Source organism: Winogradskyella sp., from assembly GCF_965656915.1.
Classification (GTDB): domain Bacteria; phylum Bacteroidota; class Bacteroidia; order Flavobacteriales; family Flavobacteriaceae; genus Winogradskyella.
Genome location: NZ_CBFHMI010000005.1, coordinates 36,555 through 56,672 on the forward strand (window position 1 = coordinate 36,555; position 20,118 = coordinate 56,672).

The following is a 20,118-nucleotide window of genomic DNA, read 5'->3' on the forward strand; positions in this document are numbered from 1 at the left end:
TATAAAATAAGTATTGTATAAAGATAATCAAATTCTGTGCCTTTGTCCATTTAAGTTATTTATAATGGGTATAAATAAAAAAGATGTTTTAATATGAATTTTTTTTAAGCATTAATTCGTAAATTTGCACGGATTTTTAGATAACTAATCTTTAAGACATATGTCAAAAGACATCAGAATTAAAAAGGGTTTAGACATAAAGTTGGTCGGTGCAGCCGAGAAAACTACAGAAAATGCTATTATTAGCAATTTCTATTCTATTAGACCTGAAGATTTCCACAGTATTATACCAAAACTTATTGCAAAAGAAGGAACGCGCGTTAAAGCGGGTGAAACATTATTTTACAATAAGGATAATGAAGCAATGAAATTTGTTTCTCCAGTTTCTGGTGAGGTAACTGAAGTACAACGTGGACCAAGACGTCGAATCGACGCCATAAAAATTACTGCAGATAAGGAGCAATCTTTTGTAGATCATGGAAAATTTGATTTATCTGCTGATGTAGAAAAAATTAAAACCCATTTGTTAGAATCAGGGTGCTGGGTCTTTATAAAACAAAGACCGTATGATGTCATTGCAAATCCAAATAATAGCCCTAAAGCTATTTTTATCTCTGGTTATGCTAGTGCACCTTTAGCAGCAGACTTAGACTATACCCTAGCAGGTAAAGAAGCAGAATTACAAGCTGCTGTTACAGCATTATCTAAATTAACCGATGGTGGTGTGCATGTATCAGTTGGTAAAGGCTCAAATTCGCCTTTAGCTAATTTAAATGGTATCACCACTTATGCAGTTTCAGGTCCTCATCCATCAGGTAATGTCGGAACTTTAATTAATAAAGTGAATCCTGTAAATAAAGGAGAAACGGTTTGGACTGTAAATGCTCAAGATTTAGTAATAATTGGTGACCTACTATTAACAGGGAAATTTAATGCAGAACGTATTATTGCGTTTGCAGGATCTTCTGTGAAAAAGCCGAGATATTTTAGAACTAAAATTGGTGCAGAAGTCGCAACAATGATATATGATAATGGTGTTGAGAAAGACGGCAATGACCGTATTATATCAGGCAATGTATTGTCTGGTAGGCAAATAGCGCCAGATGGAAATTTAGATTATTACAGCAATGTAATAACCGTAATACCAGAAGGTGATGACTATGAATTCTTTGGATGGAACAAACCTGTATTTGACAAAGTGTCAACATCAAGAGCATTAACATTTTCATGGTTAACTCCGAAAAAGAAATATGATTTAGATACTAATACAAATGGTGAGCATCGTGCATTTGTTGTAACAGGTAATTACGAAGAGGTATTTCCTTTAGACATATATCCACTACAAATACTTAAAGCCTGCATGTACCAGGATTTAGATGAAATGGAGGCTTTAGGAATGTATGAGGTGGCGCCTGAAGATTTTGCATTAACAGAATTTGTATGCGTATCTAAACAACCACATCAAAAAATAATAAGAGAAGGATTAGACTTAATGCTTAAAGAGATAGGATAATGGGTTTAAAACAAAGTTTACATAATTTTAAAGAGAAAAATAAAGACAAAAAGTGGCTTCCTGGTTTTAATGCCCTTTTTACGTTTTTATATATGCCAAATGAGACAACTCATAATGGAACTCATATAAAGGCAGCGGACGATTTAAAGCGAACAATGAATACCGTAATCATAGCACTTGTGCCATGTTTAGTATTCGGTATGTTTAACGCAGGATATCAGCATTACTTAGCACTTGGTGAAATAGAAGCTGCTAGTGGATTTTTAGGATCTTCATTCTGGACCTTAGACAACCTTATCATAGGAGCTTGGACTATATTACCATTAGTTGCTGTGTCTTATGGTGTTGGTCTTGCCGTAGAATTTGTATTTGCAATAATAAAAGGACATGAAGTAGAAGAAGGTTACTTAGTAACTGGTATGCTGGTGCCTTTAATTGTACCTGTTGATATTCCATTGTGGATGCTAGCAGTTGCTGTAATTTTCGGAGTTATTATTGGTAAAGAAGTTTTTGGCGGAACCGGAATGAATATTCTTAACCCTGCACTTACTATTCGTGCATTTTTATTCTTTGCATATCCAACATGGATGTCTGGTGATAAAGTTTGGGTTCATGGAGCAGTAGAACGTGATCAGATGATTGCAGCTGGTCAAAATGTAGATGCTATTTCTGGTGAAACCTTATTAGGAGCATACGCACAGAATAACTCATTAGCAGGTATTGACTATTGGGATATGTTTTGGGGATTAATTCCAGGATCGGTCGGTGAGACCTCAAAATTCTTAATTATTATTGGTGCATTATTCTTAATATTTACTAAGGTTGGTAGTTGGAGAATAATGCTGAGTACATTAATTGGTGCCTTAGTAATGGGATTAATTTTCAACGGTGTTGTTGATGCTGGTTGGATTGGTGAAACCAGTAAATTCTATGGCTTAATGAGTGTACCATTCTGGCAACACTTAATTATAGGAAGTATTTTGTTTGGTGCAGTATATATGGCTACAGATCCTGTTTCTGCGGCACAGACCAATAAAGGGAAATGGATTTACGGATTCTTGATAGGATTTATTTCAATTATGATTAGAGTCTTTAATCCTGCATATCCAGAAGGAGTATTCTTAGCGATATTATTAATGAATGTTTTTGCACCTACTATTGATCACTATGTGGTACAAGGTAATGTAAAACGTAGAATGAAACGTGTTAAAGTAAAAGCAGCGTAACCATGGAAAACAGAACAGATAAAAACTCTTATACTGTAATTTTTGCCATAGGAATGGTGTTAGTTGTAGGATCATTATTGGCTTATTTAGCATCGTCTTTAAAACCAAGAATTAGCGAAAATCAAAGATTAGAAAAACAGCAAAATATCTTATATGCTATGGGCATAAATGATAATGATGAGACTAGTGCTGTTTTTATCTCTACAGATAAAGCTCCAGAAGCTTTTTCACAGAATATAGAAGATCAAATTGTAATCACTATTGAAGCTAACGGCAAAGTGTTGAAAAGACAAACACGAGACGAGTACTTTGAAGAAACAAAGCAGGAACCTTACTTAATAGATGTTAAGAAACAACAAGCAAGTGCTAAAGCTGGAGGAGAACGTAAACTACCATTATTTGTTGGTAAGAATACCGAAGGAAAAACGGTTTATGTAGCTCCAATTTATGGTAAAGGCTTATGGGATGCAATTTGGGGTTATGTAGCAATGGATGAGAATATGATTGTTAGAGGAGCTTATTTTGACCATAAAGGCGAGACACCTGGTTTAGGTGCCAACATCAAGCAACGTTACTTTATGGACGATTTTTATGGAGAACATTTACTGACTGAAAGTGGTAGATTTAAAGGAATTACTGTTGCTAAAGGAAATGCGGATCCTAAAAATAATGATAAAACAGACAATGAGGTAGATGCTATTGCAGGTGCAACAATTACAGGTGATGGTGTTTCTGCAATGATAAAAAATGATTTAAGGTTGTATAAACCTTATTTTGATAATTTAAAAACTAAATAAACACTATGGGACTTCTTTCTAAAAAAGACACTAAGTTAATTACAGACCCATTAGCGGATAATAATCCTATTACGATTCAAGTACTTGGTATTTGTTCTGCGCTGGCAATTACTGCTGAATTAGAAGCATCTATTGTAATGTCAATTTCAGTATTATTTGTAATGGGTGTTGGTAATGTTGTTATCTCATTGATGCGTAATATTATACCTTCAAAAATTAGAATTATTGCTCAATTAATTGTTGTGGCAACGCTTGTAATTATTGTAGATTTAGTACTTAAAGCTTTTGCTTATGAATTGAGTAAAACACTATCAGTATTTGTTGGTTTAATCATTACTAACTGTATCATTATGGGACGTTTTGAAGCTTTTGCTTTAGGTAACGGTCCTTGGCGATCGTTTTTAGACGGTATTGGTAATGCATTAGGATATGCCGTAATCTTAATCATCGTTGGATTCTTTAGAGAGCTCTTAGGGTCAGGCACGTTATTGGGTATTCCTGTATTAGGAGATCCAATTGAAAAAACAGGATTGTATTCTATAGGTTATGAAAATAATGGCTTTATGTTATTATCTCCAATGGCATTAATTGTGGTTGGTATCATTATTTGGGTACAACGTAGTAGAAATAAAGCATTAATAGAAGACTAATCAGTATACAGTCAACAGTCAAAGTAAAAAAGTGATAAACTGGAAATTGAGACTGAGATTGAAAACTAATAGAATATGGAACACATAGAATTATTTTTTAAATCGATTTTTATTGATAACATGGTATTTGCAACTTTCTTAGGAATGTGCTCTTACCTGGCAGTGTCAAAGAAAGTTTCAACAGCAGTAGGTCTTGGTGCAGCAGTAATATTTGTACTAGCTATAACGGTACCACTAAACTGGTTATTGGATCAGTATATACTGCAACCAGGTGCTTTATCTTGGTTAGGTGAAGAATATGCGAGCTACGATTTAAGCTTCCTATCTTTCATTATGTTTATTGCAACCATTGCTACAATGGTACAATTAGTTGAGATTGTTGTTGAGAAGTTCTCACCATCGTTATACAACTCACTTGGTATATTTTTACCATTAATTGCGGTAAACTGTGCTATTTTAGGTGGATCTTTGTTTATGCAGTCTCGAGAAATTGCCACATTAGGATTAGCACTAAATTATGGAGTTGCATCAGGTATAGGATGGTTCTTAGCCATTTTAGCGATTGCGGCTATTAGAGAAAAAATTAGATATAGTAATGTGCCAGCTCCTTTACGAGGGTTAGGAATTACATTTATCATTACAGGATTAATGGCAATTGGCTTTATGAGCTTTGGTGGTATGCTAACAGGTGGTGATGATGAAGCTGCATCTGAAGATAAAACAGCTGTTATAGAAGTAATTGAAGAAGATATTAATAAAGAAGAGGCTAAAAGTAAGTCTGACTTAGAATTAGCTGAAAATACAAACAAGTAATTGATGAGTATGATGATATTAGCCGCAAATACAGTCGGAACTATAATAGCAACAGTGGCTGCCTTTTTATTGGTAACTTTATTGTTGGTTGCACTATTATTATTTGTGAAGCAAAAACTTTCACCTTCAGGACCTGTAAAGATCCTGATTAATGGTGAGCGTGAAATTGAAGTAGCTTCTGGTAGCACGTTATTAAATACCTTAGGTAGTAACAAGGTATTTTTACCATCTGCTTGTGGTGGAGGTGGAACTTGTATTCAATGCGAATGCCATGTTCTTGAAGGTGGTGGCGAAGCACTACCAACTGAGACACCACACTTCTCTAGAAAAGAATTAAAGGAAGGTGCGCGCTTGGCTTGCCAGGTGAAAGTAAAGCAGGATATGGAAATCACCATACCAGAAGAGGTATTTGGTATTAAAAAATGGGAAGCAACTGTTGTACGTAATTATAATGTAGCTTCTTTTATTAAAGAGTTTGTAGTAGAGATTCCAGAAGATATGAATTACAAAGCAGGTGGGTATATTCAAATTGAAATTCCACCATGCGAAATAAAATATTCTGATATTGATATTACGGCTCATCCAGAAGAACATGATACACCTGATAAATTTCAGGCAGAATGGGATAAGTTTGGTCTTTGGCCATTAGTAATGAAGAACACAGAAACTGTTGAGAGAGCTTATTCTATGGCTTCTTACCCAGCTGAAGGACGTGAAATTATGCTTAATGTTCGTATTGCAACTCCACCATGGGATAGAGCTAAAAATCAATGGATGAATGTTAATCCTGGTATTGCATCGTCATATATTTTCGCTCAAAAACCAGGGGATAAAGTTATTATTTCTGGTCCTTACGGTGAATTTTTTATCAATGAATCAGATAGTGAAATGCTTTACGTAGGAGGTGGTGCAGGAATGGCACCAATGCGTTCACATTTATATCACTTATTCAGAACAATTAAGACAGGTCGTAAAGTAACCTATTGGTATGGTGGACGATCTAAGCGAGAGTTATTCTATATAGAACATTTTAGAAATTTAGAAAAGGACTTTCCTAACTTTAAATTCTACATGGCACTTTCTGAGCCATTAGAAGAGGACAATTGGAAGGTGAAAAAAGATATAAATGACGAAGAAGGAGATGGTTTTGTAGGATTTATTCATAATTGTGTAATAGATAATTATTTAAATCATCATGACGCACCAGAAGATATAGAATTATACTTCTGTGGCCCACCATTAATGAACCAGGCCGTTCAAAAAATGGGTGAAGATTTCGGAATCCCAGATGAACACATTAGATTCGATGATTTCGGAGGATAGACAGTAATCGAAATTATGAAAAGTAATTCTGAATTTATCTTCAGAAACTTAGATAAAAAAAACCAGTACAATTGTACTGGTTTTTTGTTTTATACACTGAGCTCTTTTTGTACGTGATTTTGATATTTAAACAATGCGCTACAATCCATAATATTGTTTATGCCATCTAACTGACATAATGTAGAAACTACTTCACATAAACCATTAAACAAAATATCACTATCTTTTAAATTATCTGGTTTATGACAGAAGTTTCTTCCTAATCGGTAGCCACAACCTTTTAAAAACGAAGCTTCAATCTTAAGAAGTTCTAACGGTCTATAACCGTTGAATTTGCGTCCTAAGTTCTGATGGACTAATCCAACGTAGTTTAATTTAACCGAACCGTGGATGTCGGTCATATGTCCCCAACTATCTTTATTATCTAAAATATTTCCAACCGCACATTGTGTACAATTTTCTGGGTTCAAGGTATTATTATGAAATGCTTTATAAAGCTTGTGTATGGCACTGTCAAAACGTGAAGTAGTTTTCATAAATATTTTCTTTTTCAAGAAAAAGATACAAAAACAAGAGCAAAATTAAAAACACTACTTGTATTCTATAATTAAAAACTCTGCAATAGTTTGGCCAATATTTAATACTTCGTGACTAGTGATTGAATCTTTACTAAAACTATAACCATCTGGTATATCTACTTCGCGAGTACCTTTAATATCTGTTATTCTAAATTTTCCTCCGCGTAATGTATAACCAAAATGCGGGTTGTGGTAGTGTTTTTCGTGGCCAACGCCAGGATTAAAGACACATTTTAATACTCTTAGCTCATCATTGTTTTTTAATACTTCACATACAGGCTGGCCTTTCCAACCTGCCTCTAATGGATCAGGTAAAGTTTTAGGTTCCTCACAACTGACACCAATAATTAATAGAAAAGACCAAAATAAACGTAAAACAAAGTGATGCTTTTTCAAAAGTCTTGAATTTCTAATAAAGTATATTGTCTAAAATCCTGTCTAGTGTACCTTCTTTTCTATGGATTTTATGATCGGATGTGAAGATCTTACGTATATCATTTCTAAATTCTATTAATTCCATATCTGTAAACTCGTGATACTGTATGTTTTCATCAATCTTATCTAAACTCTCTTGCTCAGATCTTGTTAACATTTCTTTATACATTTTATTAAAATCATCAGCTGAAGTGAGTGATTGAATAAAGTCTAGTTCTTATTTGGTTTCATTATCATCAATATTAGCACAAAAGAGAAGTATGTAAGTTTTTAATTCTGATTTAGTCCATTGGTTAGGTTGTAATGACATTGTGTTAGGTGTTTTAAATTAATATTAAACTATAGAATTGACTTTTGTTTAATGATCATAACACATAGTTGGTCAATGTAGGAATTTGGAGCTAATAATACGTTGTGTAACAGTTCTATAAAAATGTCACAAAAGCATTGACTTTAAAGTTACATAATTTTATGGGCGATATAACAAAATCTAATTTTATTTCGTTAAGAATCTATGAAGCGATTAGTTATTATAGTCCTACTTAGTGTGATTGTTATAATTGTTGGGCTTATACTTTTTCCTCAACACAATTCGGTCAAAACAATTGCGGCTGCAATAGAATCAACAAGTTTAGTAAATAAAGATAGTTTAACAATAAACGGAAGAGTTAATATTCCTAAAGGATATAGACGTGTAAGCTGTGATACAGGAAGTTTTGAAGAATATCTTAGAAATTATAAATTAAAGCCATTTGGAAGTAAAATCGTTAATTATGATGGTTCTAAATATTTTTGGCAAGGTGGACATATTGGTATTTTGCAAATTCCTGTTCCTAAAAATGGATTACAACAATGCGCAGATGCACTGATTAGAATTAGAAGCGAATATCTATGGGATAACAATAGGAAAGACGAGATAGGTTTTAATTTTACTTCTGGTCATTATTGTTCATGGAATGGATATGCAAAAGGACACAGACCAAGGATAAATGGAAATAAAGTCTCATTTCACAAAACAGCTAGTGAAAACCATTCAAAAGCAAACTTTTATAACTATTTGAATTTAATCTACATGTATTCCGGAACACTATCATTATATAATGAACTAGAATCTGTTAAAGCAAAGGATTTAAATATTGGCGATATGCTCATAAAAGGTGGTTCACCAGGACATATAGTAATGATTTCTGATGAAGCCATTAATAAGAATGGCGATAAGATATTTTTATTAATTCAGGGAAATACTCCAGCGCAGAGTGTTCACTTAGTTAAGAATCTTAAAGATGCTTCAATTTCTCCGTGGTATCATTTAAAGAATAATGCAGTAATTCCAGTTTCAAATTACACGTTTAGTAGCGCTAAATTTGTGAGGTTTAAGTAGCAAGTTTGTATCTTTGCATTATGAGTAAACCACTGTCACCACAAGAAATTCATAATTTAGCCATGAACCATGTTGGCAAGGACTTAGAAACAAGAGGATTTGAGTTTATTGCCATTAATAGCAAGTTAAAAAGGCATCCTCAGTTTGTCTGTATAGACAAGAAGAATCAATATTTTTTTGTAGTTGTAAGAGCCGTAATTTTGCCTGAGAATCCGAATAATTATGATGTTGTTTGGATGGAGACATTTAAAAAGCACGCCTATGAAAAAGATGCTAAAGTATTATATGCTGGTGTTGGTTTAGGTAATCCTAATGGAGAAGACTTACCTATTTACTTAAACGAAGAGTATCTTATTGAATATAACGGTATTCAAGTTATTGAAATGAATCTTAATTAATATGAAGAAATTACTAGGATTACTATTAGTTGTTGTGTTATATGCTTGTAGTGAAGATGTATCTGTAAATGTTAAATTAACAGGTCCTGTTTTTGGTACAGGTTTTAATATTCAATACTATTCTGAAGAAAATACTAACTACCAAAAAGAAATAGACAGCTTATTTAATGTCGTTAATCAATCACTTTCTACATACATTCCTAGTTCTGATATTTCACGATTAAATAGAAATGAAATGTCAGAAGTAGATACCCATTTTCAAAAAGTGTATAAAGCCTCAAAACTAATTTATAGATATACAGAAGGTGCGTTCGATCCTACGATTGGCAATGTAGTTAATGCCTGGAATTTTGGAGCGGAACAAAATAAATTTCTTACTGATAGCACAACAATAGATAGTTTAATGCAATTCGTTGGTTTTAATAGAGTAGGTTTAAAATCTAATTTGATTAAAAAGCCAGACGAAACTTATTTAGAATTCAATGCTATTGCAAAAGGCTATGGAATTGACGCTATAGCAGAGTTTTTAGAATCTAAAGGTGTAACAAATTATCTTGTAGATATTGGAGGAGACTTAAGAGTATCTGGTATAAATTTAGAAAGTAACAAAGGGTGGACTGTAGGTATTGACGATCCTAATTTTGATGGTACCCAATCCTATTCGAAAGTTTTGGTATTAAAAGATGAAGCTATGGCAACATCTGGTACCTATAGAAAGTTTAAGATTGATGAAAACGGTAATCGTTATGCTCACATTATTAATACTAAAACAGGCTACCCTACTAAAACTAATAATTTAAGCGTATCTGTAATTGCACCAGATTGTATGACTGCAGATGGTTATGCTACGGCATTTCAGGCTATGGGAATTGAGAAGGTTACAGAATTTTTAAAATCACACCAAGAATTGAAAGCATATTTTATTTATGAAGATGAAGATAATGCATTACAAACCTTGTTGTTAAATGGCTTTCCTGAGTAACTATTTATAAACCACAGGTATAATTTCACCTTTGGCTAATCGATATTTATTGATAGACTCATCGGGAAGTTTACTGGTATAATCAACTTCTTCAACTCTAAATCCTATTGAACGAAGTTTGTCAAAGTAATCTCTACCATAAACTCTAACATGATCATATTGACCAAATATTTTTGCGCGCTCTGCTTTATCAGTAATTGAATCATCTTCAAAGGTTACTTCTCTGTTTAAGTCCTGAGGAATTTGAAGAATACCATAACCACCAGGTTTCATGACTCTATACAACTCTTTCATGGCTTTGGTGTCATTTGGTATGTGCTCTAATACATGATTACATAGAACTATATCATAAGTATCATTAGAAAACGGAAGATCACAGATATCAGCTTTTACATCTGCAATTGGAGACTCTAAATCTGTAGTTGTATAATCTATATGATCTAGTTTTTTAAAACGATTTAAAAAGCATTGTTCTGGTGCAAAATGCAGAACTTTCTTTTTTTGATTCTTCTCAGATTCATTAGAAAAAAAATCGGTTTCATTTTTTAAGTACAACCAAAGTAATCTGTGACGCTCTAGTGAAAGGGTAGATGGAGATAATATATTTGGTCGTTGGTTGCCATAGCCATAAGGTAAAAAAGACCTAAAACTATTACCATCAATAGGATCAGTATAGGTGTTTCCTTTTAATACTAGTTTTAAAAATGGGCGAAGTAAATAACTAAACCTAATTAAAAATGGTCTGGGAATTATGTTTAGAAAAAATTTAAACAATGATTTCATTACTAAAGCACAAATGCTTCTTTTCTAAATTGGTCTTCTTCAGTAGATGTAATTCCTAAAGCTTCATGCACGTATGCGAAAGTAGAAAGTATTTCTGGTTGTCCATCAACTATAGCCACATCATGTTCAAAATGAACACTAGGTTTACCATCTTGAGTAACAATTGTCCAGCCGTCCTTTAGTTGTTTTACTTTGTGTGTGCCCATATTTATCATTGGTTCTATAGCAACCACCATGCCTTCAATAAATTTTTTACCTCGTCCTCGTCTTCCATAATTTGGCATCTCAGGACCCTCATGCATTTTTCTTCCAATTCCATGTCCAACTAATTCGCGAACGACTCCATAGCCATGACCTTCACAATGCTGTTGTATGGCATAACCTACATCTCCAACACGATTTCCTTTACGTAACTTATCAATACCAACATAAAGCGATTCCTTAGTGATTTGTATTAACTTTTTAGTGTCTTCCGCTACATTTCCAACTTCAAAAGTATAGGCATGGTCACCATAAAAATCATTCATTAAGGCGCCGCAATCTATCGAAACAATATCTCCATCTTTTAATGGAGTGTCAGTTGGTAATCCGTGTACAACAGCTTCATTGACACTACAAAGCAATGTTGAAGGACAATCATATAAACCTTTAAATCCTGGCAAAGCGCCATGATCTCTTATAAATTCTTCGGCAATTGTATCTAAATAATTGGTAGTAACACCTTCTTTAATTTCTTTGGCGAGCATTCCTAAAGTCTTAGATACAACAAGTGCACTTTGACGCATTAATTCTATTTCTTCTCTGGTTTTTACTATTATCATTGTTCTCTAATTGAGCCACAAAGATAGCTAATTAAAGCAATTTTAAAATAATAACAAAAACATGATAAAAGACAGTTTTTTTCTTTATTTTCTAAGGTAAGTTTGCACTCTAAAAATTAATTTCAATGTATAAAACAGTTAGTGCCGAGGAGGCCTTAAAAATTGTAAAATCTAACGACAAAATATATCTTCATGCAGCAGCGGCTGTTCCTAATGTTCTTATAAAAGCACTTACCGATAGACACGAAGAATTACGGAATGTAGAAATTTGCCAATTACACACGGAAGGAGATGCTCCATATGCAGATCCTAAATACGCAGATAGTTTTCATGTAAATTCTTTTTTCATAGGTAAAAATGTAAGACATACATTAAAAGCAGGTAATGGTTCTTATACTCCAGTATTTTTAAGTGAAGTTCCACTTTTATTTAAACGTAATATTGTAGATGTAAAAGTTGCTTTAATACACGTGTCTGTGCCAGATATACATGGTTATTGTTCTTTAGGCGTTTCTGTGGAAGCAACTTTAGCTGCAATAGATAATGCAGATCACGTTATTGCTCAGGTAAATAAACAAATGCCAAGAACTTTTGGAGATGGAATTATTCATGTAACCGAAATAGATGCTTTTGTAGAATGCGATGAACCTTTACCCACGCATCCTAACACCATTCCTACAGAAACTGAAACTAAGATTGGTGATTATGTTGCTGAGTTAATAGAAGATAGAAGTACCTTACAAATGGGTATTGGTAATATTCCAAATGCGGTCTTATCTAGATTACATAATCATAAAGATTTAGGTTTACATACTGAAATGTTTTCTGATGGTGTTATTGATTTAATCCTAAAAGATGTGATAAATGGTAACTATAAAGGTGTTAATCCAGGGAGAGCAATGGCAACCTTTTTAATGGGATCTCAGCGCCTTTACGATTATGTCGATGATAATCCTTATGTGGAAATGCGCTCATCCGATTATGTAAACGATGTTTCTATAATCAAAGAAAACCCTAAAATGGTCGCTATCAACTCGGCTATTGAGGTTGATGTTACAGGTCAGGTTTGTGCAGATTCAATAGGTTCTAAAATGTACTCTGGTGTTGGTGGACAAATGGACTTTATCAGAGGAGCATCACTTAGTGATGGAGGAAAAGCAATCATAGCTTTACCATCTATAACAAAACGAGGAGTGAGTAGAATTGTTCCTGCCCTAAAACAAGGAGCTGGTGTTGTAACCACAAGAGCTCATATTCATTATATCGTAACTGAATACGGTGTTGCCAATTTATATGGAAAAACGATTAAGGACCGAGTTAAAGCACTCGTAAATATCGCACATCCGGACCATAGAGAATCAATAGATAAGGCTTATTACGAATTGATGTAGTTATTTAAACCAACTAAATAAACCACCTTTTCGTTTTGCACCTTTAATATTTGGAGTTTCATTGGTAATCATCTGGTAGATTTCTCCCCAACCGAGAATTCCTCCTATGTTACGATCATCAATAAAAAGATCTGCGTGAATTTTTCGGCTTCGACTGTAGTCAAATTTTTCTTCGGGGAAACTTGCGTTTACTGCATAAAAGTCAATGCCATTGTTTTTGCAAAAATCAACAGCCTCCTGTAATTTGGTGCCACTTCTGTATGTCCATAAAATAAGTCGATGACCATCTTTTTGGAGTCGTTTTAAAGTTTCAAAAGCAAATATTCGAGTTTTTCCAATTTTTGGATAGGCATCTTCAACGATGGTGCCATCAAAATCTACCGCAATTATTAATCTATCCTGAAAATTCATATGAGTAATTCAATTCTATAACAAAGGTACAATAATAAGGCCTTTATACAAGGCTGTGTTGCGTCATAGCGTCGGGTTTTGGTATTCCCATTAATTTTAAAATAGTTGGTGCAATATCCCCTAAAATACCATTGTCAATTTTGTTGAGATCTTTATCTATAAGTATAATTGGTACTGGATTGGTGGTATGTGCTGTATTAGGTGTACCGTCAGGATTTATCATGGTTTCACAATTGCCATGATCTGCAATTAGGATTGTTGTATAATCATTATCTAATGCTGTTGTAACGACATCTTTTACACATTCATCAACGGCTTCACAAGCTTTAATTGCCGCTTCCATTACCCCTGTATGTCCTACCATATCTCCATTAGCAAAATTTAAACATACAAAATCTACATCTCCTTTATTCAACTCTGGTACCAATGCATCTCGCAATTCGTAAGCGCTCATTTCTGGTTTTAGATCGTAGGTTGCTACTTTAGGAGAATTTCTTAATATTCTTGTTTCGCCTTTAAATGGTAGTTCTTGTCCTCCTGAAAAGAAAAAAGTAACATGAGGATACTTTTCAGTTTCTGCAATTCGTATTTGTTTTTTGTGATGCTTTTCTAAGACTTCCCCTAGTGTTTCTGAAAGGTTGTCTTTATTAAATACAACGTTGATGCCTTTAAAACTATCATCGTAATTCGTCAGCGTAACGTAATAAAGATTTAGTTTATGCATGTTGTATTCATGGAAATGCATTTGCGATAGTGCTTGTGTCAATTGGCGTCCACGATCAGTTCTAAAATTAAAGAATATAACAATATCATCATCCTGAATTGTTGCAATTGGCGAATTGTTGCTGTCTGTAACTACGAGTGGTTTTATAAATTCATCCGTTATATTTTCTTCGTAACTTTCTTGTATTGTTTTTAATACATTTTGAGTCTGCGTGCCTTTTCCTCCAACAATAGCATCATATGCAAGCTTAACGCGTTCCCAGCGTTTATCTCTATCCATGGCATAATATCTACCAGTTACTGTGGCTAACTTTCCTGTTGTTTTATTTAAGTGGTCTTCTAATTCTGAAATAAAACCATAGCCAGACTTAGGATCTACGTCTCTACCATCCGTAAATGCGTGCACAAAAACATCTTTTAATCCGAAGTCATTAGCGGCATTTAACAATCCAAAAAGGTGGTTTATGTGAGAGTGCACGCCACCATCACTCACGAGTCCTAAAAGATGAACTTTTTTATTATTAGTTTTTGCATAATTAAAAGCATCAACTAATACTTGTTCTTTTTGAAGGGTATTATTATCAACAGCAAGATTAATTTTTACCAAATCCTGGTAAACAATCCGTCCTGCACCTAAGTTCATATGGCCAACTTCACTATTGCCCATTTGCCCTTCAGGTAAACCTACATGAAGCCCATCTGTTCTTAAGCTTGCGTTGGCATATTTATTATATAGCGAATCTATAAAAGGAGTTTGTGCATTATCTATAGCAGAGACTTTAGGGTCTGGTGATTTTCCCCAACCATCTAAAATCATTAAAATGACTTTTTTATTCATGTCTTTTTTCTTATCAATTTCAAATATACTATTTAGATCATAAAATTAAATTTCAAAATAAAAAAATAAAAGGTTATCAGTTTTTTATGCTTAGTTAAACTTTAGATTAATGAACAATCCGTTTTTTGGATACTATTAACACTTTTGTTTTCAAATCGTTAAATGTTTGTTATATCGCATTTTTAGATGTAACAGTTTCAATCTAATGTCGTCTATTTGATATAATCAAAAAACAATCAATTAATTTAAGAAACTTTCATCATGAAAAAATCAGTAGTAGTTTTAGCCTTAGCAATTGGCTTTAGTTTTAGTAATTTAAATGCAACAAATAACGTGTTAAATTCGGATGTATCTGAAATTTATGCAAGTGTTTTAGAAGTTAATCCATTATGTAAAGCCGTAGCGACAGGAGATATTAAAGAGGTTAATCGACTTATAAAAGGTGGAGCAGATTTAGATATTAAATCTAATGCCATGTTACCAATTCACTATGCCGCAAAATATAATCGCGTGGAGATTATTAAGATACTCATTACAGCAGGATCCAAAATCCATGCAACTTGTGACTTAGGCTATACAGCATTAGGGCACGCAAAAAAAGCAAATGCCAAAGAAGCGGCACAGTTTTTGAAAAGATTTAAAAACAAGAATGTCTAGTTAAAGACAATTATTTGAGTTAGTTAGTTAGAAAATGCGTCTTTTTTAAGACGCATTTTTGTATTTACGTATAGCTTCTCTAATCTTCTCTATGCGGTTTTCAGGATCTGGATGGGTACTTTGAAATTCAGGTACTCTATTTGGTCCTGCGGCAGCTTTTAAAATCTCCATAACTCCAATCATTTCTTCAGGATTATAGCCTGCTTCCAGCATAAAATAAACACCTAATTCATCACTTTCTAATTCATCACCTCTTCCATTTTTTAGAAGTTGTCCCTGTCCAAATTGTTGCGCTACTCCTCCCATATCAATGGCAGAGCTGCCCATTGCAAAAACTTTCCAGAAGTTGGCGTTAGTGATACGCTCATTAGAATGTTTACCTAGCACATGACCTATTTCATGACCCAATACACCAGCTAGTTGATCTTCGTTTTTAAGTTGAGAAAATAAGGCGTAGGTAATAAAAATTTGTCCACCAGGTAATGCGAAGGCATTGATTGTACGTTCATTCGCAAGGAGATGAAAATCATATTTATAAGGAGTTTTTTTAGCTACACTATTATTAACAAGCTTGCTGCCGATATTGTCTACCAAGGCCTGATAATTGTTATTTGGATGCAGTCCGCCATGTTGTTGTGCCATACCAGCTGCGCTTTGCAGCCCAATAGCTATTTCTTCTTTTGGTGATAATGAAATGGCTTGTTTTTTACCTGTGTAAGGATTTATTTCTTCCTGACTGCACTTTCTTAAATATGCAAATCCGGCGATTAGGACAAAAATAAAAATTCTAACTTTAAAATTACCTCTTCTCATAGTGGTGGCGTTAATGCTTTCAATTTACAAAAGTTTGACACAAAAATTTTAAAAAAGTCATCGGTTTTGTGCTCAAGATTTTAAAGCTTTACTTTTATGAGATTAAATATTTGTTATGAATTATCAGTTCAAAATTACTCCTAAAGAAGATTTAGACCTTGTAATTGCTTTGGTTTATGAGCTTGATGAAGCTAAAATTTCTATAGAAAATTTAACATCTCGGTTTAATGAGATGATTACTCAAAATTATGAATGTGCAGGTGTTTATGTAAATGGCAAATTAATAGGGATCTCGGGTTTATGGTATTGTACAAGGCATTATGCAGGTAAATCCGTTGAACTTGATCACGTCTATATAATGCCAGAATACAGAAATAAAGGCTTAGGAAAAGAATTTATGGACTGGATACAGACATATGTGAAAGTCAAAGGATGTCAATCCACGGAATTAAATACTTATGTTCAAAATTATCCTTCACATAAGTTTTATTACAACGAAGGTTACGAGATTTGGGGTTATCACTTCTATAAAAATATTTAATCTATTTTAAAAAGCTCAAATCAGTATTAGTACTTATCTCGTAAGGAGATTTGTTGTGCTCGAAGATTCTGGCATCAAGCGTTCCTTTTAATGAAATTGAGTCATCAGAAACGCTAATCCAACTGCCTTCTCTTATACCTATAACAGGCTGTGTGTTAAAGGCGTGAAATTCTTTAATTCGTGTTTCTCTTGTTTCACCCATATGCTTACTATCTGGATTAGGGTCTAAATAATGTGGATTTATATTAAAAGGAACTAAACCCAATGTTTTAAAACTAGGTGGATATACTATTGGCATATCATTGGTGGTATTAATAGTTAAACCACAAATGTTGCTACCTGCACTTGTACCTAGATAAGGAGTACCTGAGTTTACAGCATTTTTAATAGCAACTAAAACTTCATTTTTATATAGTTGAGCCACCAAAACAAAAGTATTACCGCCGCCGACAAATATACCTTCAGCATTCGCAATGGCTTTTTTTGCATCATTATATTCATGAAGACCAACAACAGATTTGCCAATCTTAATAAATGCTTTGGCTGCTATTTCGGTGTAATCGTTATGAGAAATTCCACCTGGTCTTGCATATGGAATAAATAGAATTTCCTTTACGGAATTAAAATGATCTTTGAGTTCATCTAATAAATATTCTAAATATCCACTACCATGAATTGTTGATGTACTTGCTATAAGTATAGATTTCAAAATTCGAATTTTTGTAAAGGTAAAAGTTCTAATGGCATTTATAAAATTTAATTGTAATTATAGATATAACACGATTTAACAAACATTTACCAGTGATTTTTTATGAGAATTAAATAATAAAACCGAACTTTATTAAACTTAAAAAAAGCAAATGAAAAAAACATTACTCATAATATTTAGTCTTTTTACAATTGCAGTGTTTTGCCAGGATATAGAACGGAGTTCCATTAATGGTAAAATTGTGGTATCTACCGAAGATAAGGAAGGTGTTACAGTATATAATACATCATCTAATAAAGGTACAGTTACAGATGAATATGGATATTTTTCAATAAAAGTTGCTTTAAATGACGTAATAGAATTTGGAGCATTACAATTTAAAGACTTTAAAGTGTCCATAACTGAAGATATATTAAAATCTAAACGTCTTACAGTAATTTTAGTGGAAGAGGTGAATAAATTAGATGAGGTGGTTCTTTTACCTTTTGACCTTACCGGAAATCTAAATGCAGATTTAGAAAATGTTAGAACTTATAATGTAAGTTTAGATGATGTTTATTTTGGTTTAGATCATATAGCAGATTTTGAGTTTTCTGCAGACTATAAAACAAGAGCAAATAATCTAGCCGTTAGTGAGTATAATCCTAGTGTTGAGAACATGCTAAATCTAGTTAATTTGGCGAGTTTCTTGGTGAGTCAGGTTGCAGATATAGATAGCGAAAACCCTCTATCAGAGAAAGAAAAAGCACTTAAAAAAACACCCTTTAAAGAGGCCTTAGACAAATATAGTATCAATTATATTCATGTCAATTTCGATATTCCTCTAAACCAGGTGGAGGCTTTTCTAGATTATGTCGAAAAAGAAGGTGTAGATGAGGAATTACTTGAAAAAGATAAAGAACTTCAATTCCTAGAGCGTATTACAGAATTAAGTAAATCTTTCCTAAAAGATACTGGTGAGAAAAATTAGAATATTAAGTACGTTATCCACGGTATTTATAACACTAATGCTTACCGCTCAGCGAAAAGACTTAGATGGTCAGATTATTGGCGATGATGAGGTTGAAGGTATTCATATACTTAATAAATCAGCTTCGAAATACGATATCTCAGATGAAGACGGAAAGTTTGTAATTCCGGCAAAAGCCAATGATACTATATTTATTTCAGGACTTATATACAAGGTAAAGGAAGTTATTATTACTGCAGAAATGGTAGAACTTGGAACTTTTAGTGTTGCTTTAGAAGAAAAGATAAATGAATTAGATGAAGTTATAGTTGGTACAATTTTAACAGGCAGTCTTCAATCAGATTTAGAAAATTCTGATTCTAAACCAGAGATAAATTTTTACGATTTAGGCATTCCAGGCTATAAAGGAAAACCATTAACTCAAAATGAGCGTAAATTGCATGATGCAGATGCTGGGCCAATGGGTTATATAGGTTTAGGCGGAGGTGTAAACCTGCATAAACTTTTAAATAAAATAAGTGGTCGTACTAAAAAGCTAAAAGCTATTGTAGAATTAGATAGTAGAGACAAATGTATAACTAGATTAAGAAGGGAGTTTGAAGAAACGTTATTTAACGAAGATACTTTATCCGAAAATTTAAGAAATGAATACTTTTTGTTCTGTATGGAAGACCATTCATTCATTTCACTATGTAATGAGAATAATGACCTTAAATCGTTAGAATATCTTCAAGCTAAACTTGTGGCTTATAACGAAAACAGAGAAACAAAAACCAAAGATTAATTTTGGAATACTTTTTGGAATAAATAAGATAAATTAGAATTTACCCCATGAAAAATATCAAGTATATATTAATATTACTTGTTTTTGCGACTTTAATCTCAAGTAGCGAAAAGCATGAATATTATGTTAGTGTAACCACTGTAGAGTATGCCAAGAAGCAAAAATCGATACAAATCATAAGTCAAATATTTATAAACGATTTTGAAAAGTTATTACGTCAGCGATACGATGAGAGCATCACTTTAGATATACCAAATGAAGATAAAATGGTAGATGATTACATGAGTAGATATCTTGAGGATAAAATCAAATTAATGATAAACGGCAAACCTGTAAATTTTACTTTTATTGGCAAAGAGTATAAGGATGATATCACTTACTGTTATTTAGAGGTTGAAAAAGTTAGAAAAATTAAATCAATAGAAGTGACAAATAAAGTACTATTCGATGTATTTTCTGAACAGCAAAATATTGTTAGAATAAAAATGCTTGGTAAAAATAAAAGCTTTTTACTTCTTCCAGATAAAGATAAATGCGTGTTAAACTTTGATTAAAAAACTGTCAAAACGCGACTAAATTCC

Annotated in this window: 24 protein-coding genes; 15 read left to right on the forward strand and 9 right to left on the reverse strand. The window is 33.1% G+C overall.

What is annotated here, in order from left to right:
• The first annotated feature begins 160 nt into the window (after window positions 1–160).
• The 6 genes from ACTG3Y_RS02930 (at window position 161) to nqrF (ending at window position 6,322) form a co-directional block, all read left to right on the forward strand.
• On the forward strand, window positions 161–1,513 hold the full coding sequence (locus tag ACTG3Y_RS02930) for a Na(+)-translocating NADH-quinone reductase subunit A (protein ID WP_439151430.1): 1,353 nt from the start codon (window positions 161–163) through the stop codon (window positions 1,511–1,513).
• Window positions 1,513–2,739, forward strand: a complete 1,227-nt coding sequence (locus tag ACTG3Y_RS02935) for an NADH:ubiquinone reductase (Na(+)-transporting) subunit B (protein WP_439151431.1) — start codon at window positions 1,513–1,515, stop codon at window positions 2,737–2,739. Before ACTG3Y_RS02930 ends, ACTG3Y_RS02935 begins: the two co-directional genes overlap by 1 nt.
• Before the next feature lie 2 nt (window positions 2,740–2,741).
• Complete coding sequence (locus ACTG3Y_RS02940; protein WP_439151432.1) at window positions 2,742–3,536, forward strand: Na(+)-translocating NADH-quinone reductase subunit C; 795 nt, start codon at window positions 2,742–2,744, stop codon at window positions 3,534–3,536.
• 5 nt (window positions 3,537–3,541) lie between these two features.
• Window positions 3,542–4,186 (forward strand): NADH:ubiquinone reductase (Na(+)-transporting) subunit D, encoded by a 645-nt coding sequence (locus ACTG3Y_RS02945; RefSeq protein WP_185788214.1) that lies wholly within the window; start codon window positions 3,542–3,544, stop codon window positions 4,184–4,186.
• Window positions 4,187–4,261: 75 nt separating this feature from the next.
• Window positions 4,262–4,999, forward strand: coding sequence for an NADH:ubiquinone reductase (Na(+)-transporting) subunit E (nqrE, locus tag ACTG3Y_RS02950; protein WP_439151433.1), 738 nt, complete (start codon window positions 4,262–4,264; stop codon window positions 4,997–4,999).
• 12 nt (window positions 5,000–5,011) lie between these two features.
• On the forward strand, window positions 5,012–6,322 hold the full coding sequence (nqrF, locus tag ACTG3Y_RS02955) for an NADH:ubiquinone reductase (Na(+)-transporting) subunit F (protein ID WP_439151487.1): 1,311 nt from the start codon (window positions 5,012–5,014) through the stop codon (window positions 6,320–6,322).
• Window positions 6,323–6,411: 89 nt separating this feature from the next.
• On the opposite strand, the gene ACTG3Y_RS02960 is transcribed toward nqrF, so the two are convergent.
• Genes ACTG3Y_RS02960 through ACTG3Y_RS02970 form a run of 3 tightly spaced genes read right to left on the reverse strand, consistent with a single transcriptional unit; the run spans window position 6,412 to window position 7,492 of the window.
• Complete coding sequence (locus ACTG3Y_RS02960) at window positions 6,412–6,858, reverse strand: Na(+)-translocating NADH-quinone reductase subunit F (protein ID WP_439151434.1); 447 nt, start codon at window positions 6,856–6,858, stop codon at window positions 6,412–6,414.
• Between the two features lie 54 nt (window positions 6,859–6,912).
• A complete protein-coding gene (locus ACTG3Y_RS02965; RefSeq protein ID WP_439151435.1) occupies window positions 6,913–7,296 on the reverse strand; it encodes a cupin domain-containing protein in 384 nt (127 codons plus the stop codon).
• 13 nt (window positions 7,297–7,309) lie between these two features.
• A complete protein-coding gene (locus ACTG3Y_RS02970; RefSeq protein ID WP_439151436.1) occupies window positions 7,310–7,492 on the reverse strand; it encodes a hypothetical protein in 183 nt (60 codons plus the stop codon).
• 357 nt (window positions 7,493–7,849) lie between these two features.
• Between ACTG3Y_RS02970 and ACTG3Y_RS02975 the strand changes: the two genes are divergently transcribed.
• From ACTG3Y_RS02975 to ACTG3Y_RS02985, 3 genes are read left to right on the forward strand one after another with little or no spacing between them, the layout of a single operon-like run.
• Window positions 7,850–8,716: a DUF4846 domain-containing protein gene (locus ACTG3Y_RS02975; RefSeq protein ID WP_439151437.1), complete on the forward strand. Its 867-nt coding sequence runs from the start codon at window positions 7,850–7,852 to the stop codon at window positions 8,714–8,716.
• Window positions 8,717–8,736: 20 nt separating this feature from the next.
• The gene (locus ACTG3Y_RS02980) at window positions 8,737–9,114 is read left to right on the forward strand and encodes a Na(+)-translocating NADH-quinone reductase subunit F (protein ID WP_439151438.1); all 378 of its coding nucleotides are present in this window, start codon (window positions 8,737–8,739) and stop codon (window positions 9,112–9,114) included.
• Between the two features lies 1 nt (window position 9,115).
• Window positions 9,116–10,096: an FAD:protein FMN transferase gene (locus tag ACTG3Y_RS02985; RefSeq protein WP_439151439.1), complete on the forward strand. Its 981-nt coding sequence runs from the start codon at window positions 9,116–9,118 to the stop codon at window positions 10,094–10,096.
• Here ACTG3Y_RS02985 and ACTG3Y_RS02990 read toward each other — a convergent pair whose 3' ends face one another.
• Both ACTG3Y_RS02990 and map read right to left on the reverse strand, forming a co-directional pair.
• A complete protein-coding gene (locus ACTG3Y_RS02990; RefSeq protein ID WP_439151440.1) occupies window positions 10,097–10,879 on the reverse strand; it encodes a class I SAM-dependent methyltransferase in 783 nt (260 codons plus the stop codon). It lies immediately after the preceding gene.
• 2 nt (window positions 10,880–10,881) lie between these two features.
• Complete coding sequence (map, locus tag ACTG3Y_RS02995; RefSeq protein ID WP_439151441.1) at window positions 10,882–11,700, reverse strand: type I methionyl aminopeptidase; 819 nt, start codon at window positions 11,698–11,700, stop codon at window positions 10,882–10,884.
• A gap of 125 nt (window positions 11,701–11,825) precedes the next feature.
• On the opposite strand from map, the gene ACTG3Y_RS03000 reads away from it, so the two are divergent.
• The gene (locus tag ACTG3Y_RS03000) at window positions 11,826–13,091 is read left to right on the forward strand and encodes an acetyl-CoA hydrolase/transferase family protein (RefSeq protein WP_439151442.1); all 1,266 of its coding nucleotides are present in this window, start codon (window positions 11,826–11,828) and stop codon (window positions 13,089–13,091) included.
• Here ACTG3Y_RS03000 and ACTG3Y_RS03005 read toward each other — a convergent pair whose 3' ends face one another.
• The gene (locus ACTG3Y_RS03005; RefSeq protein WP_439151443.1) at window positions 13,092–13,502 is read right to left on the reverse strand and encodes a BT0820 family HAD-type phosphatase; all 411 of its coding nucleotides are present in this window, start codon (window positions 13,500–13,502) and stop codon (window positions 13,092–13,094) included.
• A gap of 43 nt (window positions 13,503–13,545) precedes the next feature.
• Window positions 13,546–15,063, reverse strand: a complete 1,518-nt coding sequence (gene gpmI, locus ACTG3Y_RS03010; protein ID WP_439151444.1) for a 2,3-bisphosphoglycerate-independent phosphoglycerate mutase — start codon at window positions 15,061–15,063, stop codon at window positions 13,546–13,548.
• Between the two features lie 261 nt (window positions 15,064–15,324).
• Here gpmI and ACTG3Y_RS03015 point away from each other — a divergent pair, with 261 nt between their 5' ends.
• Window positions 15,325–15,720 (forward strand): ankyrin repeat domain-containing protein, encoded by a 396-nt coding sequence (locus ACTG3Y_RS03015; protein WP_439151445.1) that lies wholly within the window; start codon window positions 15,325–15,327, stop codon window positions 15,718–15,720.
• A gap of 45 nt (window positions 15,721–15,765) precedes the next feature.
• On the opposite strand, the gene ACTG3Y_RS03020 is transcribed toward ACTG3Y_RS03015, so the two are convergent.
• Complete coding sequence (locus ACTG3Y_RS03020) at window positions 15,766–16,533, reverse strand: M48 family metalloprotease (RefSeq protein WP_439151446.1); 768 nt, start codon at window positions 16,531–16,533, stop codon at window positions 15,766–15,768.
• Between the two features lie 115 nt (window positions 16,534–16,648).
• On the opposite strand from ACTG3Y_RS03020, the gene ACTG3Y_RS03025 reads away from it, so the two are divergent.
• Window positions 16,649–17,074, forward strand: coding sequence for a GNAT family N-acetyltransferase (locus ACTG3Y_RS03025; protein WP_439151447.1), 426 nt, complete (start codon window positions 16,649–16,651; stop codon window positions 17,072–17,074).
• A 1-nt stretch (window position 17,075) separates the two neighbouring features.
• Here ACTG3Y_RS03025 and pepE read toward each other — a convergent pair whose 3' ends face one another.
• Window positions 17,076–17,783 carry a dipeptidase PepE gene (gene pepE, locus ACTG3Y_RS03030; protein WP_439151448.1) on the reverse strand — a complete coding sequence of 236 codons (708 nt, stop codon included), beginning with the start codon at window positions 17,781–17,783 and terminating at the stop codon, window positions 17,076–17,078.
• A 151-nt stretch (window positions 17,784–17,934) separates the two neighbouring features.
• Here pepE and ACTG3Y_RS03035 point away from each other — a divergent pair, with 151 nt between their 5' ends.
• Genes ACTG3Y_RS03035 through ACTG3Y_RS03045 form a run of 3 tightly spaced genes read left to right on the forward strand, consistent with a single transcriptional unit; the run spans window position 17,935 to window position 20,091 of the window.
• On the forward strand, window positions 17,935–18,753 hold the full coding sequence (locus tag ACTG3Y_RS03035; protein ID WP_439151449.1) for a carboxypeptidase-like regulatory domain-containing protein: 819 nt from the start codon (window positions 17,935–17,937) through the stop codon (window positions 18,751–18,753).
• Window positions 18,740–19,537 (forward strand): hypothetical protein, encoded by a 798-nt coding sequence (locus ACTG3Y_RS03040; RefSeq protein WP_439151450.1) that lies wholly within the window; start codon window positions 18,740–18,742, stop codon window positions 19,535–19,537. The genes ACTG3Y_RS03035 and ACTG3Y_RS03040 overlap by 14 nt, the downstream gene beginning before the upstream one ends.
• A gap of 47 nt (window positions 19,538–19,584) precedes the next feature.
• Window positions 19,585–20,091 carry a DUF6702 family protein gene (locus ACTG3Y_RS03045; protein WP_439151451.1) on the forward strand — a complete coding sequence of 169 codons (507 nt, stop codon included), beginning with the start codon at window positions 19,585–19,587 and terminating at the stop codon, window positions 20,089–20,091.
• Window positions 20,092–20,118 lie beyond the last annotated feature (27 nt).

Bases quoted from the DNA above. Each gene is read 5' to 3' on its own strand.
- ACTG3Y_RS02930 (WP_439151430.1), top strand. From the start codon at position 161: ATGTCAAAAGACATCAGAATTAAAAAGGGTTTAGACATAAAGTTGGTC.
- ACTG3Y_RS02935 (WP_439151431.1), top strand. From the start codon at position 1,513: ATGGGTTTAAAACAAAGTTTACATAATTTTAAAGAGAAAAATAAAGAC.
- ACTG3Y_RS02940 (WP_439151432.1), top strand. From the start codon at position 2,742: ATGGAAAACAGAACAGATAAAAACTCTTATACTGTAATTTTTGCCATA.
- ACTG3Y_RS02945 (WP_185788214.1), top strand. From the start codon at position 3,542: ATGGGACTTCTTTCTAAAAAAGACACTAAGTTAATTACAGACCCATTA.
- nqrE (WP_439151433.1), top strand. From the start codon at position 4,262: ATGGAACACATAGAATTATTTTTTAAATCGATTTTTATTGATAACATG.
- nqrF (WP_439151487.1), top strand. From the start codon at position 5,012: ATGATATTAGCCGCAAATACAGTCGGAACTATAATAGCAACAGTGGCT.
- ACTG3Y_RS02960 (WP_439151434.1), bottom strand. From the start codon at position 6,858: ATGAAAACTACTTCACGTTTTGACAGTGCCATACACAAGCTTTATAAA.
- ACTG3Y_RS02970 (WP_439151436.1), bottom strand. From the start codon at position 7,492: ATGTTAACAAGATCTGAGCAAGAGAGTTTAGATAAGATTGATGAAAAC.
- ACTG3Y_RS02975 (WP_439151437.1), top strand. From the start codon at position 7,850: ATGAAGCGATTAGTTATTATAGTCCTACTTAGTGTGATTGTTATAATT.
- ACTG3Y_RS02980 (WP_439151438.1), top strand. From the start codon at position 8,737: ATGAGTAAACCACTGTCACCACAAGAAATTCATAATTTAGCCATGAAC.
- ACTG3Y_RS02985 (WP_439151439.1), top strand. From the start codon at position 9,116: ATGAAGAAATTACTAGGATTACTATTAGTTGTTGTGTTATATGCTTGT.
- ACTG3Y_RS02990 (WP_439151440.1), bottom strand. From the start codon at position 10,879: ATGAAATCATTGTTTAAATTTTTTCTAAACATAATTCCCAGACCATTT.
- map (WP_439151441.1), bottom strand. From the start codon at position 11,700: ATGATAATAGTAAAAACCAGAGAAGAAATAGAATTAATGCGTCAAAGT.
- ACTG3Y_RS03000 (WP_439151442.1), top strand. From the start codon at position 11,826: ATGTATAAAACAGTTAGTGCCGAGGAGGCCTTAAAAATTGTAAAATCT.
- ACTG3Y_RS03005 (WP_439151443.1), bottom strand. From the start codon at position 13,502: ATGAATTTTCAGGATAGATTAATAATTGCGGTAGATTTTGATGGCACC.
- gpmI (WP_439151444.1), bottom strand. From the start codon at position 15,063: ATGAATAAAAAAGTCATTTTAATGATTTTAGATGGTTGGGGAAAATCA.
- ACTG3Y_RS03015 (WP_439151445.1), top strand. From the start codon at position 15,325: ATGAAAAAATCAGTAGTAGTTTTAGCCTTAGCAATTGGCTTTAGTTTT.
- ACTG3Y_RS03020 (WP_439151446.1), bottom strand. From the start codon at position 16,533: ATGAGAAGAGGTAATTTTAAAGTTAGAATTTTTATTTTTGTCCTAATC.
- ACTG3Y_RS03025 (WP_439151447.1), top strand. From the start codon at position 16,649: ATGAATTATCAGTTCAAAATTACTCCTAAAGAAGATTTAGACCTTGTA.
- ACTG3Y_RS03035 (WP_439151449.1), top strand. From the start codon at position 17,935: ATGAAAAAAACATTACTCATAATATTTAGTCTTTTTACAATTGCAGTG.
- ACTG3Y_RS03045 (WP_439151451.1), top strand. From the start codon at position 19,585: ATGAAAAATATCAAGTATATATTAATATTACTTGTTTTTGCGACTTTA.